Annotated in this window: 13 protein-coding genes; 7 read left to right on the top strand and 6 right to left on the bottom strand. The window is 57.8% G+C overall.

Going from position 1 to position 14,740, the window contains the following annotated elements; translation table 11 throughout:
- The first annotated feature begins 385 nt into the window (after positions 1-385).
- The gene (locus FF098_RS01200) at positions 386-2,701 is read left to right on the top strand and encodes a DGQHR domain-containing protein (RefSeq protein WP_155136198.1); all 2,316 of its coding nucleotides are present in this window, start codon (positions 386-388) and stop codon (positions 2,699-2,701) included.
- Positions 2,688-3,566 carry a DNA adenine methylase gene (locus FF098_RS01195; RefSeq protein WP_155136195.1) on the top strand — a complete coding sequence of 293 codons (879 nt, stop codon included), beginning with the start codon at positions 2,688-2,690 and terminating at the stop codon, positions 3,564-3,566. The genes FF098_RS01200 and FF098_RS01195 overlap by 14 nt, the downstream gene beginning before the upstream one ends.
- Before the next feature lie 10 nt (positions 3,567-3,576).
- Here the strand turns inward: FF098_RS01195 and typA are convergent, their stop codons facing one another.
- Positions 3,577-5,433, bottom strand: a complete 1,857-nt coding sequence (gene typA, locus FF098_RS01190) for a translational GTPase TypA (protein ID WP_155136192.1) — start codon at positions 5,431-5,433, stop codon at positions 3,577-3,579.
- Positions 5,434-6,095: 662 nt separating this feature from the next.
- On the opposite strand from typA, the gene FF098_RS01185 reads away from it, so the two are divergent.
- A complete protein-coding gene (locus FF098_RS01185) occupies positions 6,096-6,512 on the top strand; it encodes a CBS domain-containing protein (RefSeq protein ID WP_155136188.1) in 417 nt (138 codons plus the stop codon).
- Between the two features lie 116 nt (positions 6,513-6,628).
- Positions 6,629-8,356, top strand: a complete 1,728-nt coding sequence (locus FF098_RS01180; RefSeq protein WP_155136185.1) for an amidohydrolase — start codon at positions 6,629-6,631, stop codon at positions 8,354-8,356.
- Here the strand turns inward: FF098_RS01180 and FF098_RS01175 are convergent.
- Genes FF098_RS01175 through FF098_RS01165 form a run of 3 tightly spaced genes read right to left on the bottom strand, consistent with a single transcriptional unit; the run spans position 8,335 to position 10,567 of the window.
- Entirely contained in the window at positions 8,335-9,336 is a 1,002-nt protein-coding gene (locus FF098_RS01175; RefSeq protein WP_155136182.1) for an alpha/beta fold hydrolase, read from the bottom strand. The genes FF098_RS01180 and FF098_RS01175 overlap by 22 nt on opposite strands.
- Positions 9,337-9,343: 7 nt before the next feature.
- A complete protein-coding gene (locus tag FF098_RS01170) occupies positions 9,344-9,649 on the bottom strand; it encodes an SCP2 sterol-binding domain-containing protein (RefSeq protein WP_155136179.1) in 306 nt (101 codons plus the stop codon).
- A gap of 6 nt (positions 9,650-9,655) precedes the next feature.
- Positions 9,656-10,567 carry a class I SAM-dependent methyltransferase gene (locus FF098_RS01165; protein WP_188544038.1) on the bottom strand — a complete coding sequence of 304 codons (912 nt, stop codon included), beginning with the start codon at positions 10,565-10,567 and terminating at the stop codon, positions 9,656-9,658.
- A gap of 304 nt (positions 10,568-10,871) precedes the next feature.
- Here FF098_RS01165 and FF098_RS01160 point away from each other — a divergent pair, with 304 nt between their 5' ends.
- Positions 10,872-11,354 (top strand): Hsp20 family protein, encoded by a 483-nt coding sequence (locus FF098_RS01160; protein WP_155136173.1) that lies wholly within the window; start codon positions 10,872-10,874, stop codon positions 11,352-11,354.
- Positions 11,355-11,538: 184 nt separating this feature from the next.
- Positions 11,539-11,796 (top strand): hypothetical protein, encoded by a 258-nt coding sequence (locus FF098_RS01155; protein ID WP_155136170.1) that lies wholly within the window; start codon positions 11,539-11,541, stop codon positions 11,794-11,796.
- Between the two features lie 16 nt (positions 11,797-11,812).
- On the opposite strand, the gene FF098_RS01150 is transcribed toward FF098_RS01155, so the two are convergent.
- Positions 11,813-12,673, bottom strand: a complete 861-nt coding sequence (locus FF098_RS01150) for a DUF2306 domain-containing protein (protein WP_205967330.1) — start codon at positions 12,671-12,673, stop codon at positions 11,813-11,815.
- Positions 12,674-12,878: 205 nt separating this feature from the next.
- Between FF098_RS01150 and FF098_RS17895 the strand changes: the two genes are divergently transcribed.
- Complete coding sequence (locus FF098_RS17895; RefSeq protein ID WP_155136168.1) at positions 12,879-13,979, top strand: helix-turn-helix domain-containing protein; 1,101 nt, start codon at positions 12,879-12,881, stop codon at positions 13,977-13,979.
- Here the strand turns inward: FF098_RS17895 and gpmA are convergent.
- Positions 13,934-14,653, bottom strand: a complete 720-nt coding sequence (gene gpmA / locus FF098_RS01140) for a 2,3-diphosphoglycerate-dependent phosphoglycerate mutase (protein ID WP_155136165.1) — start codon at positions 14,651-14,653, stop codon at positions 13,934-13,936. The two genes, FF098_RS17895 and gpmA, sit on opposite strands and share 46 nt — an antisense overlap.
- Between the last annotated feature and the right edge of the window lie 87 nt (positions 14,654-14,740).

Here is a 14,740-nt window from a genome sequence, read left to right as displayed (position 1 = left end):
GGCGGTGCCCTTCAAGAATCTAGTGGTATGGGCAAGGCCCACTTCCACGGCGGTGATCTGGTGCGGGGCCGATACCCAGCTCTCCCGTCCGCCATGCTAAATGACGGAACACCGCTCGGACGGACGATGCGAAGCTTGCGCACACCCTCACCAGTTCCACCGGAACCTCGGCCACCCGAAACCTGATACGCCGCCCGCCCCCGCAGGTCACGGGGTCAGGCAACGCCTGCGCCAGGGTCCTCACCCCGGCGTCACGGGGGAGAATAAGGGGGTGTGAATGAGCGGGGATAAGATTGTGCTGGCAAATCCCACAACCATGAATATACGAATCATACATTTATTGATTATAAATAAGAAATAGGGAGATTGACGTAAGGGATGCGCTATGGCTGAAGATATTCTGTACCCACTCATAACGACACCCTCTTCCCGTACTACGGAAAGAAAAAAGCGGAAAGATTCTTATGTTCGCGAGACTCTGACGCACAGCCAAGCCGATGCCCTCATTGATAAAGGTGGATGGGAGCTTGATAAGAAACATAAGTACAAAACTCGCATCAAACGTGAAAAATCTATAGACGAAGAACTCGAAAATCGCTTCTGGCTGTTATTAGACGCCCTTGGATTTTCAGAGCTCAATCAAGGTAGAAAATTTCAAGTTAAATTCGTACGGCGAGGAAATGTAGAGGGCGTCAAACAAATCGATGTTTTCGCTAAAGATGATGAAACCGTTATCGTCGCTGAATGCAAGGCTTGCTCTGAACTCCGGAAGCGTAGTCTCCAGAAAGATATTGAAGAGTTTTCGAATCTCAAAAAACCAATCGCCGACGCTATTCGGAAGCATTATGGCAACAACTTCAAGCCGAAAATCATCTGGGCTATCGTTACGGATAAAATTATCTGGTCCACTCCCGATAAAGACAGAGCGACAGGCGAGCAAATAGCAGTCGTTACCGAGCGAGAATTACGATACTTCCTCGAATTAGCTAAACACTTGGGGCCAGCGGGAAGATACCAGTTTTTAGCGCATTTCCTTGAAGGCCAGAAAGTGCCGGGGTTAGAAAACAGATCCGTTCCCGCCATTAGGGGAAAACTCGGCGGGAGAACCTTTTACTCGTTTGTTACCACTCCGGATCGGCTACTCAAGATAGCATTCGTCAACCATAGAACACTCAATGACCCTAAGGGGATGCCGACATATCAAAGATTGATAAATAAAAAGCGAATCAAAGATATTGGGAATTTTATTGAGAAGGGTGGATTTTTTCCCACCAACATTATTGTCAATTTCCGCGACAAAGCAAGATTCGATACAATTAAAAAGGAAGATGAAGCTGGAATTCATTTTGGCTTACTTCACTTTCCTGAAAAATATAAATCTGCTTACGTAATTGACGGCCAACATAGATTATATGGCTTCTCAGGGCTAGAGCACCACCAAGCAAGTGATAATGTTCTAGTGTTGGCATTTGAGAAAATGGATTTTGAAGACGAGGCTGACCTATTTGTCACAATAAATCATGAGCAGAAGTCCGTACCGAGAACACTTCTCGCCGATCTTCAGGGAGAACTTCATTGGGATTCTGACAATCCTCGACAACGCCTAACGGCAATAGCTTCGCGATTAGTAAATACACTTGGCTCAGATCCATCCAGCCCCTTTCATGAAAGAATCGTTCAAACTGGACTTCGCGGAAGTCGAGAAACGTGCCTAACATTGCCTCAGCTTGAAGAGGCATTACGACGCTCTGGCTTACTCGGCTCTGTAAGCCAAAAGCTGAAAGCATATCAATCTGGGCCATTTACTGGCAAAGATGATTACGAGACACTCGACCGCGCAAGAAATTGTCTTGACGACATATTCGGCTTGTTGGCCGAGGCTAATCCAAAGGCATGGAGAGCTGGACAGGATGGCGGTATATGCACGAATGCCGGTGTGGGCGGGCTATTCTTTGTAATATCCGAGGCGATCCGTGACTATGAGAATGATACGCGTAATGAAGTTAAAGAGCTGGATACCACAGAGATATCATTATTTCTTCAAGATTATGTTACACCGATAATTGATGAAATTAAGACTTTAGATGCCAAGGGTGTATCAAGGCTATTTAAAGAAGATGTGCCATACGGCAGCAAAGCCCCCCAAGAGGTGTTTCTCAAATTAGTTCGCATCATAAGGCGGAACTATCCAGAATTTGGCCCTCCAATTTTTGAGACTTGGCTTGCGGAACAAAATACCGAGAGATTGAATGAAGCCTCAGCAAAGGTGCAGGAATTAAACCAACTAGTATGCAACGCCATTTTCAATAAGTTTCGACAGATTTATGGCGAAAGTCAGTATTGGGAGCGTGGAGTCACTAATAAAGACATGAAAACAGATGCCTATGCTCGCAGCCAAGATGTTGATCCAGATGAGCGAGGCCCCTTGGAAGAATATTTATTCTTCATAGAATACCGCAAAATCGTGGAAAAAAAGGAAAATTGGGATCACTTCAAAGCCATTTTTGACATCCCTCTTCCCGGTGAAAAAGGCCAAGCAAAAAACCTGAAGTGGATGGACAAAATAAACGACATACGTAAGAAAACAACTCACCAGAGTACAAATCGCAGACTGACTGATGCGGAAGTTAATATAGTTGATTTCGTACACGCCAAATTTATAAACCAGATAAGCGCGGCTGATCACAATGAATCAGAGTAAGGACCATCTCGAGCCTTTTCTAAAATGGCCCGGCGGAAAGCGTTGGCTAGCACCATTTTTAAAGGATCTTATCGATGTTGAAGGCGCGAGATATGTCGAGCCCTTCCTCGGTGGCGGCGCGCTCTTCTTCTGCTTAGCACCGCCAAAAGCTCTCCTATCCGATATCAACAGCGATCTAATCAATACATATAAGCAACTGAAGCAAAATCCAATTCAGTTTCAGAACGCACTCTACTCATACGAACCACTTCACTCGAAAGAATTTTACTATGCCGAAAGATCGAGATTTTATGAATCGAATTTTGATAGAGCCGTTCAATTCACTTATTTAAATAGAACCTGCTTTAACGGTATCTATCGCGTTAATTTAAGTGGCACATTCAATGTACCAATTGGGTCTAAGACAAAAATACGCCTCCCTTCTGATGATTTTGAACGCACCGCCAAACAACTTCGAAGAGCGAGTATTCAGTGTTCAGATTTTGAAAAAGTCATTAGTGCGACAAATGAAAGGGACTTGATTTACGCAGACCCTCCTTACACAGTCCGCCATAATTTGAATGGCTTTGTTAAATACAACGACAAAATCTTCTTATGGGAAGATCAGGTGCGTCTACACGATGCCTTAGAAGACGCCTCATCTCGTGGAGCATCTGTGATCGTGAGCAATGCCAATCATGAATCAATTCGAGAGCTATATTCTGATTGGCATCAGTATGAAGTCAATCGAAGTAGTGTCATTTCCGCTAACGCGTCCCATCGAGGCAAAACCAGCGAAATTCTGATTACTAATTTTGAAATTGAAAAAGAGAAAATTGTCGAATCTGGGGCACTGCAAATGCAGCAAATGCCCCTCGGGTTTTGATCCGCGCGCCCTATGCGTTCTCTTTGTCCTTAGCGCGCTTCTTGCGCATGTGGGGTTCCAGCTCCCTCTTGCGCAGGCGGATGTTCTGGGGGGTTACCTCGACCAGCTCGTCATCGTCGATATAGGCGATGGCCTGTTCCAGACTTAGTCTGCGCGGGGTGGTCAGGCGCACGGCCTCGTCCTTGCCGCTGGCGCGCATGTTTGTCAGCTGCTTGGCCTTTAGCGGGTTGACGTCGAGATCGTCCGGCTTGGCGTTCTCACCGATGATCATGCCGAGATAGACCTTCTCGCCGGGGGAGATGAACATGACCCCCCGCTCCTCCAGGTTCCACAGGGCGAACGGCACGGCATCGCCCTGGCCGTTGGAGATGAGCACGCCATTGCGGCGGCCCTCGATCTTGCCCTTGTGGGGGCCATGCTCGAGGAACGACCGGTTCATGACGCCGGTGCCGCGCGTGTCGGTCAGGAATTCGCCGTGATAGCCGATGAGGGCGCGGGCCGGCCCGTGCAGGACGAGGCGAGTCTTGCCGCCGCCGGTCGGCTTCATTTCCTTCAGCTCGCATTTGCGCTGGGTCAGCTTTTCGATGACGGCGCCGGAATAGTCGTCATCGACGTCGATGACGATCTCCTCCATCGGCTCCATCAGCTGGCCGGTTTCCTCGTCGGTGAAGGTGAGGACGCGCGGGCGGGAGACGGCGAGCTCGAACCCCTCGCGGCGCATGTTCTCGATCAGCACGCCGAGCTGCAGCTCGCCGCGGCCGGCGACCTCATAGGCGTCCTTGTTCTCGGTTTCGGTCACGCGGATGGCGACGTCGCCCTCTGCCTGTCGCAGCAGCCGCTCGCGGATGACGCGGGACTGGACCTTGTCGCCCTCGCGGCCGGCGAGCGGGGAGTCGTTGGCGGAGATGGTGATGGAAAGGGTCGGCGGGTCGACCGGCTGGGCTTCCAGCGGCTTCGTCACGGACGTGTCGCAGATGGTGTGGGAGACGGTCGCCTTCTGGAAGCCGGCAATGGCGACGATGTCGCCGGGCTCGGCCGTGTCGACCGGCTGGCGCTTCAGCCCGCGGAAGGCTAGCACCTTGGTCATGCGGGCCTGCTCGATCAGCTTGCCGTCGACGGACAGGGCCTTGTAGGTCAGGCCCGGCTGCGGGCGGCCGGAGACGATGCGGCCGGTCAGGATGCGGCCGAGGAAAGGGTCGGCTTCCAGCGTCGTTGCGAGGATGCGGAAGGGCTGCTCGGCGGCGCCCTCCTCGATCGGCGGGGACGGCACGTGTTTGACAACCGTCTCGAACAATGGCTTCAGATCCTCGCGCGCGCCCTCGAGCTCGGTATCGGCCCAGCCTTCCTTGCCGGATGCATAGAGCGCGGGGAAATCGAGCTGGTCTTCGTTTGCGCCCAGCGACGCGAACAGGTCGAACACCTCGTCCAGCACGCGGTCCGGCTCGGCATTGGGGCGGTCGACCTTGTTGAGGACGACGATGGGCTTCAGGCCCAGCGCCAGCGCCTTGGACAGGACGAACTTGGTCTGCGGCATCGGGCCTTCCTCGGCATCGACCAGCAGGAGGCAGCCATCGACCATGGAGAGGATGCGCTCGACCTCGCCGCCGAAGTCCGCGTGGCCCGGCGTATCGATGATATTCAGGCGCATCGGGCCTTCAGAGGGGCTCTCCCACTCGACACTCGTACATTTGGCGAGGATGGTAATGCCGCGCTCGCGCTCGATATCGTTGGAATCCATGGCGCGCTCTGCCATGTCGGAGTGCGCGGCGACGGCGCCGGACTGGCGCAGCAGCTCGTCGACAAGCGTGGTCTTGCCGTGGTCGACGTGCGCGATGATGGCGATGTTGCGAAGGGCGGGCGTGGTCATGACGATACTCTTTTCGGCGGGCCGTGTCGGGCGCTTATATGGGTTGGGGGTTGGGGCGCTCTTGTTGCGGCGCAAAATTTTCGCGTGCATAGCCGATATGGCGGCCCGCGTCGAGGGGTTTCTTGGGGACGAGGGAGACACAAGCGGCAGGAGCGGAGCGGGGCAGCGGGACGCGCGGGCGGGTGGCTCGCCTCCTTCGGAGGGCAAAAATCAACAAAAATGATCCGTTTGGAAACAATATGTGATCGTCGCAGCCGGGCGACCCCATTGCGGGCCGTCACGGACAGCATAAAATATGGGGCAGTATCGGATTTGCCGGTACACTCATGGAGGCCAACATGGCAGACAAAAAAGCAAAACCCGCCGCTCCGTCCAAACCTGGCACGAAGCCGGCCCCGAAAGCCGCCCCGAAGAAGAAGTAAGGGTTTCCCCCTAACCTTTCATTCTGACGAGAGGTCGCCTGCCCGCGTTACCCCAATCGCGGCGGCGGCCTCTTTGCTTTTCCGGGAGCTTTAAAGCCGTTAAAGCCCACTGACCTGCCGAATAGGCCCCTTACGGATAATACATGCCCCTTCCCTGTCGTGGCGGGAACATGATCCCGGGTTGCCCTGTCACCTGAGTCCAACCGGGGCGAGCGAGAACAGATCCGAAGGAGGAAACCAATGACCCAGCATATCAGGGACATCATGACGACGGACGTGAAATTCGCCACACCCGGCACCAGCATTCCGCATGCGGCAAAGATGATGCGCGACAGCGATATCGGCTCCCTGCCCGTCGGTGAGAACGACAGGCTGGTCGGGATGATCACCGACCGCGATATCGTCACCCGTTGCGTTGCCGATGGCGGCGACATCAATGCCGCAGAGGTTCGCAGCGCGATGACGGGCGAAATCCGCTATTGCCGGGAGAGCCAGACGGTGGATGAGGTCTGCCGCAATATGGGCGATATCCAGATGCGCCGCCTTCCGGTTGTCAATGACGAGGACAGGCTCGTCGGGATTGTCAGCCTCGGCGATCTTGCTGCGCGCGCCGGTGCGGCAGAAGGCGGCGAGGCCCTGCGCGAGGTTGCGCAGTAGACGTTATCTCCTGATACAAACGCTTAAAACGGATTAAACGCCTCCGGCAGGGTTGACTTGCCGGGGGCAGCGCTTGAGTCTGCTTCACAGAGGGGAGAGCATAAGGGGACCAATACATGGGACGGCTCAACCACGCGCTGCTGTGCAGCCTTTTTGCACTTTCGACAGCTTGTTCGGGTACGGAATCTGATAGTAGTACAAACCCGGGTGAGGCCGCGCTGCCGCCACCCTTCGATACTGTGATTGTCGGCATGATCTATACTGGCAGCGAGACCGCGCCGGTCGCCGAATGGGTGACGATCAAGGACGGCTATGTGCACGAAGTGGGCACGGAGACGTTTGATCTCGACACGATCGAGCGCGGCGCAGATTTCAACGGTGACCTTATCATTCTTGACGGCGGCAAGGTCGCCTATCCCGGCTTCACCGACGCCCATGCCCACCTGATCGGCATCGGCCAGCGCGAGCTGACGCTGAACCTTGAGGGTGTTGCCTCCATCGCCGAACTGAAAGAACGCATCGCCGCAGAGGCCGAAGGAAAGGCTGAAGGCGAGGTGATCTTCGGCCGCGGCTGGATCGAGACCGGCTGGCCGGAAGGGCGTTTCCCCAATCGCGATGACCTTGATGAGGCTGCGCCGGACAATCCGGTCGTGCTGGTGCGGGCCGACGGCCATGCGACGGTGGCGAACTCCGCCGCGCTGGATGCCGGCGGCATCACAGATGAGACGCCGGACCCTGATGGCGGACGCATCGAGCGCGACGCCAATGGCCGCGCCACTGGCATGCTGATCGATACCGCCGACCGGCCCGTCCGTGCCCTGATCGATGAACCGAGCGATGCCGAACGCCGCGAAGCGTTGAAAAAGGGTGCGGAAGTCTATGCCTCCTGGGGCTGGACCGGGCTGCACAACATGTCGGTGGATATCCGCGATGCGCAGATCATCGGCGAGCTGGAAGAAGCCGGCGAAATGCCGATCCGCGTCTACAACGCCATCAACCCGGGCGACATGGATGCGCTGATCGAAAGCGGCATCTGGGAGCTGAATGACGGCAAGGTGACGACGCGCGCGGTGAAATTCTATGTCGACGGGGCGCTGGGTTCGCGCGGTGCCGCCCTGCATGAACCGTATACGGACCAGCCGGAGACGAGCGGGCTGTTGCTGATGACACCGGAAGAGGCGATGGCCGGCTATCGCAAGGCCTATGACAACTCCATCCAAGTGACGACCCACGCGATCGGCGATCGCGGCAACACGCTGGTGCTGGACTGGTATGAGGATATCCTGCCCGCCGATCGACTGACCTATGCCGATGGCCCACGCTGGCGTGTGGAGCATGCACAGATCGTCGACCCCGCTGACATCCCGCGCTTTGCGGCGCTGGGCATCATCGCGTCGATGCAGCCCTCCCACGCCATCGGTGACCTGCACTTCGCCCCGGCGCGGCTGGGCGATGAACGCCTGACCGGCGCCTATGCCTGGCGCAGCCTGTCGGACTCAGGCGCGATCATCGCCGGTGGCTCCGACGCACCAGTGGAGCGCGGGGACCCGATGATCGAGTTTTATGCGACGGTGGCCCGTCGTGACCTTGAAGGCTATCGTGGTGACAACTGGCACCCTGACGAGGCCCTGTCGCGGGCAGAGGCCCTTGACCTGTTCACCATCAATCCGGCCTTTGCCAGCTTCAACGAGGTACGGCTGGGCACGCTGGAGGCGGGCAAGAAGGCGGACATCACGGTGCTGGACGGCGACATCATGACCATGCCCTCAGGCGACCTGCCGGGCGTGAAAGCGGTGATGACGATTGTAGACGGAGAAATCGTTTACGAGGCTTCGGCGGAGTGATCATTAGCGGCAGGTGAAACCGCATCCGGCAGACGCTCGGCCATATAGGCATCGAAGGCCTGCCAGAACTGGTCGCGATAGACATCCTGTTCCATCAGCACTTCGTGCAGGGCGCCCGCGACCTCTATCGTGGTGATCTGGTCATAGAGCTTACCCAGCCGTACCGAATTCGCCCCATCGACAGTGGTGTCATCGCCTGACGAGACGATCAGCACCGGGATCTTTATGCCGGAGAGTGCACCGGGCGCATTGATCTCGTCCAGTGCCTCGATCGCTGCCTTCAGCCAGCCATAGGTCGGCGCATGGACAGCGGCATTGGGCGCTGCCTCCAGCAACTGCCGGAACATGGTGTGACGCGGCTCGTCGGAGGTCAGGTTGTTGCCCTCGAAATGCATGGAATGTTCGGGGATGCCGAAGATCTGTTTCTGTCCCATGCCCATGGTCACCGCCCCTTGCGCCATCAGCCGGACGGCGTGACGGGTCGGCAGGTTTTTGAACAGGCGGGTCATGGGTGAGGACAGCACGGCCCCCTCGAACCCGTCATAGCCCTCCGCCAGCAATTGCAGCAATGGCGTGCCGCCCATGGAATGGGACATCGCGAAGTACGGTCCGGGGAACTGTTTCTGCACGACCTTTTTCAGGAACAGCTTCAGGTCGGCGAGATACGTGCCGAAACTCTTTATGTGGCCCTTCTCGCTGACCGCCAGCATGCGCGAGGAAAGCCCCTGCCCGCGCCAGTCCATGGTCGCGACATTGAACCCGCGTGAGAGAAGCTCCTGCGTGACCTCGAAATATTTCTCGATGATCTCGCAACGACCATTCAACAGCACGATGGTACCGCGTGGCTCGTCGGCGGCAAACGTTGCCACCCGCAGGTGCGCGCCGTCCGGCGTCGGCAGGAAGAAGCACTTAGCACCCGGGGGCACCGGGGCCGCATCGATTTCAATGAAGTCAGCTGGTTCCAGTGATAGCTCGTTCATGACCCGGTCATTCCTCGCCGATCTCCAGCCGTGACATCACCGCCATATCGCCGGAGATGGCGAGCCGACCGGCGATATAGGCCCCCTCCAGCCGCCGCGTTTCCGGCGACAGGATGCGCGTCAACGTGTTGCTGGAGGTGCGCCAAAGGCAGAAATCGCTGCTGACATTTTCCGGCGCCTGCATGGAGACGACAGGCGGCTCTGTCCGCCCGTCGACCCAGATTGCTGACGAGGCATTATCGATCTCGATACGGATCACCCCGTCAAAACGCCTGCGGAAATAGTCTCCCGCCTGTGCCAGCAGCTCTTCCATGCGGTGCTATTCCAGCATGGCGCCATCAGCCGTGACCGGCTTTGAAAACTTCAGCGTCATGCGGTCGCTTTCGCCGATCTCCAGATATTTCGAGCCATCGAACTCCGGATCCGGGTCCTCGCCATAATTGCTGCTGCGGCTGTTGGGAGGCAGGGTCCAGACACCGAACGGGTGATCCGCCGTGTCCGCCGGGTTGGCGTTGATCTCGCTTGCCTCGACGAACTGGAAGCCGGCAGCCTCTGCCATGGCGATGACGGCGCTTTCCTTGACATAGCCGCCTTCGGCATCTTCGGCCCGATCCTCAGGCAGGCGGTGCTCAACGACACCAAGGGTGCCGCCCGGCTTCAGCGCTGCGTAGAAATCCTCAAACGCCTTGTCGGCAAATCCACCACTCATCCAGTTATGGACATTGCGGAAGGTCAGGACCATGTCGGCGCTGCCTTCAGGCGCGACGCCGTCTGCATTGGCGGAAAGGACCGTGAAGTCGACATCGCCATATTCGGACATGGCAGACTGGAAGCTCTCGAAGGACTGACGCGCCCGTTCGCTGTCACCGATCTCGAACCCGGCTGCGATATAGTCGCCACCGCCCTGTTCCAGGTAGGGGGCGAGGATATGGGCATACCAGCCGCCGCCCGGCCAGACTTCGACGACGGTCATGTCCGGCTCGATGCCGAAGAATTCCAGCGTCTCGACCGGATTGCGATACTGGTCGCGCGCGGCATATTCGGCAGGGCGCTGATCACTGGAGACAATCTCTTCGAGCGTCGGCGCCTGCGCCGTTGTCTCGGTGTCCATGGTTTCCTGCGCCGGGGCGGAGTCTGCCGCTGTATTATCGGCACTGTCGGTCGTTTCTGCGCTGCAGGCAGCGAGCGTGCCGGCCATGAGAAGGGCCAGTATGGAAGCTGTGTATTTCATCGTCTCAATCCCCATCGGTTTGCTTGATGCAGGCCCCTTTTAGGGTGCTTTTGACGATATAGAAAGGGATGGCCGCATAGCCAGCATGGCGCGCGCAGAGGGCGGAAATGGCGGATTTCCTGCGCGTTACCTGATCTTTTCCCGGCATTTTTTCGGTTTTGGACCTCTTGAAATGGCAAAAAACCGGTCACATCTCAGTCAGGTCGGAGGCCTGAAGGCTCCGGCGCTTTGACGGCCTGCCATCGCCAGACGGGATGACGGGCCAGTTTCAGTAACCATTGCTTCTACAGAAGGATGAAGACCCATGAGAACCTATGACATGACCCCCCTATATCGCTCGACCGTCGGTTTCGACCGCCTGTTCAACGAGCTGTTCGACACGGTCAACAAGCTCGATGGCTCCGGTTATCCGCCCTACAATATCGAGCTGGCAGACGAGAACAATTACCGCATCACCCTGGCTGTTGCCGGCTTCGGCGAGGATGACCTCGACATCGAAGTCACCGAGCAGACCCTGGCCATCACCGGCAAGCGCAACGAGCCTGAAGGTGGCGAGCAACGCCAGTTCCTGCATCAGGGCATCGCCGGTCGCTCCTTCGAGCGCCGCTTCCAACTGGCCGAGCATGTGCGCGTCACCGGCGCGAGCCTGGAGAACGGGCTGTTGAATATCGACCTTGAACGCGAGATCCCCGAAGCGAAGAAACCGCGCAAGATCGAGATTTCCCAGGCAAAAGGCAACGTCCTTCGCGGCCCGGGCAAGCTGCTCGGCAAGAATGACGCCGCATAACTGAAAATTACCCGCAAACTCCCATTTGCTGCAGATCGGGCGCCTGACACATCTCAGGCGCCCTTTTTGCTGCGCAAGCATCGAAAATCCCGCGTTTCACAAGAATGCAGACAGGCCCGTCCTACCGTGCTAGCCTTTTCAGGCCCTTACGGGGTGTGTCGTGGGAAGATGGGGAAGGTTCGAGATGCTACGCTACGGTCTGGTTGTTTTTATCGCGCTGCTGCTTTGCGGTTGTGAAGCGTTCGGCAGGAAAGATATCCGCATGCCGTTCGATGTCGTCTCGTTGCAATACGATCCCTACAACTACTCCATGGCCGAGCTGACCCGCAATGCAACGGCCGCCTGCATCGCCAAGGGCGGCACGGAAGCGGTCGCGGTCGATAACGAGATCAACACCGAATCCGTGCGCTGGGCCTATATGAACTTCAACTGCTATCGCTGAGGCCGTATCGGCCCGGTCAGATATAGGGCCACCACATGAAGGCAACGGCACCGAATGTGCCGATGGCGATTATCCCGGTACAGACCAGCAGCAGCACCGACATGGCGATTTTCGGGACCATGTGTGATGTGTCCTGCGCCATTAGGTAGAGCTGCAATATGCCGATCGGCAGCAAATAGCTGGACGCGGCAATGCCAAGGTCGACCGGGCTCGACAAGGTGTCCGTCAGCCCCGCCCCTTGCATTATGATGGCCCAGGCCATGATGAGGATACGGAAGAACCAGACACCGTTGACGAGCAGCCACAGGCGCATCGCCCAGCGGCGATGACGGTCGATCTGCCGGGTCACGGCAAAATAAAGCGCGACGCCCGCGGTGATCAGGATCAGGACGCCATTGATCGATGTCGGTATTGCGCTGATCACGGTGATGTAGGTGCCGCGCACTATCACCAGCCACAGCCCGCCAGCCGCCATGATCACAGCCATCAGCATGAACAGCCGTCCGCTCCAACTGTGCAGGGCCGGGGCGCGGCGGCGCAGGCCGGGGATCAGCTGAAGGATACCCGCCAGCGTGATCATGGCAGCGAGCAGGACATGGACGGCGAACATGAAATTGCCGGCGTCATCGCCAGCCGTGTAACCCTGAATGATCGGCTTGTCGTTCCAGGCGGACAAATTTCCGCTCAGGGTGCGAGTGTAGTAATAGAGCACGATGAAGGCGATGAAAGCGAGCTGGCCTGTCGCCGCGGCGATGAACCAGAGGACACCGCTTGCTTTGAGGAGCTTTGCCGACAGGCTCGTGGGAGTGGTTGACGGGGATTGCCGGGACATGGATTGCCGGGACATGGATTGCCGGGACATGAATTGCCGGGACATGGGGGGAGACCTTTCCTGCCTGTGCCGGGCTGCGCCGGCTGGTGAACAGGTCGATCAATCCCGGTTTCGGGGCATGAAGTCTGGCCGATTTGGAAATCGGACATCGATAATGCCGCAAGAAATTCTGGCGAAAGAGCGTCTGGCCCGAAGGGTGCAGGCGGTGTAGCCTGTACGGACTGGCAGGACGAAACGGGAGAGAAGGTCGGTGAACGCCGCTCATATTTTCATGGCCGCGCCGCTTTTTTCCGCGGGGCTGACGCTGTCCATGCTGGGGGCGTATCGGAAGGTGCTGACCCAGCCAATTCACTTGTACTGGGCGTTCTTTGCCCTGGGGATTTTCTGTTTCGGCCTGTTGCAGGCGCAGGCCGCCGGACTGCAGCTGGGCATGCTCGGCACGGTGATTGCGATTATCGGCCTGCCGTCCTGCGGGATGAGCTGGCTGTTATCGCGCGCCCTGTTCAGGGGGCCGGATGCCGCGATGCTCTGGCCCATCGGGGTGGTCGCCGCCCTTTATGCCGCCGGCGCGGTATTGGTCGGTGCCGGGCAGATCGGTCTCGATGACGAGGGCGCCATTCTCGGCATGGTGGGCACCATCCATTCGCTGACCAGTTCAACCGTGTTGCTGCTTGCCCTGATCGAACCGATCGAAGGGTTCCGCCGCGGCCTGCCCCGGGCAGAGAGAATTTACAGGTTGGCCTTCATCTTCGGCTATGCCGCACTCGTTGCTGTTGCGGTTATCTGGGAGAGACAGGCTGTCGCCTCCTCAGGTGACGGATCGCAGGCGCTTTCCATCGTCAAGGTGGCGTGCTCAATCATAGCCCTTTGCATGGCAACCCTTGCCGTCATCTATCGCAGCCAGCATCCCCTGCCCGCCATGACGGCGGGCACAAAGCAGGCGAGACGGATCGAGCGGCAGGCAACCGATGCCGACAGGCAGATCGCCCAACGCCTGACAGACCTGATGGCTGGCCAGGACCTGCACACCGATGCGAGCCTGAAAGTCAGCGACATCGCCGCCAGACTTGGTGAGCCTGAATACAGGATATCCCGCGCCATCACCGGGGCGACCGGGTTCGCCAGTTTCAACCGGCTGGTAAACAGCTATCGCATCGACCACGCGAAGCGGCTGTTGTCCGACCCTGCCTGCGCAGAATGGTCGGTGCTGTCGATTGCTATGGAATGCGGCTTCGGCTCTATCGGGCCGTTCAACCGTGCCTTCAAGGACGCCGAGGGGATGACCCCCGGCGCCTGGCGGGAGGATCATTTCGCGGGCGGGATTTCCGTCGCGCGGGATGCGTCGAGGTAACGGGCCGAGACGATCTCCAGGCTGCCATCCTTCAGCTCGATCAGCAGCGGGTTGCCGGTCGGCATCTCGACACCGACAATGTCGTCATTGGAGACGTTGAACAGCATTTTCACGAGCGCGCGCAGGGAATTGCCGTGGGCGGCAATGATCAGGTTTTCGCCGGCCTTCACGCGGGGCGCGATATCCGCCTCCCAGTAGGGCTGGACGCGGTCTAGGGTCGTCTTCAGCGATTCCGTCTTCGGCATGGTGACGCCTGACGGGTAGCGGCCATCGGTCAGCGACGGAAACGCGCTCGCATCTTCCAGCTCAGGCGGCGGGGTGTCGTAGGAGCGGCGCCAGACCAGCACCTGTTCGTCGCCATGCTTTTCAGCCGTCTCGGCCTTGTTCAGGCCGGTCAGCCCGCCATAATGGCGCTCGTTCAGACGCCAGTCCTTCGTGACCGGCAGCCAGGACTTGTCCATCTTGTCGAGGGCGATGTTCAGGGTACGGATCGCGCGCGAGAGGACCGATGTGTAGGCAGCGGCGAACTCGATATCCTCCTTCGACAGCAGGTCACCTGCCTTTGTCGCCTCTTCCCGGCCCTGATCGGTCAGATCGACATCGACCCAGCCGGTGAAACGGTTTTCAAGGTTCCAGGCACTCTGGCCATGGCGGACAAGGGCAAGATAGGTCATGGGCGTTCGATCCTCTTAATTTCAATAGTGCCGAAACTGTTCGGGTTTCATGTAGCCCAGCCCGGCACTGATGACAAATGCGATAAC

This window comes from Aquisalinus luteolus (assembly GCF_009712425.2).
Lineage (GTDB): Bacteria > Pseudomonadota > Alphaproteobacteria > Caulobacterales > Parvularculaceae > Aquisalinus > Aquisalinus luteolus.
Note: the sequence above shows the minus strand (reverse complement) of the source record. Positions and strands in the feature narration are given on the sequence as shown.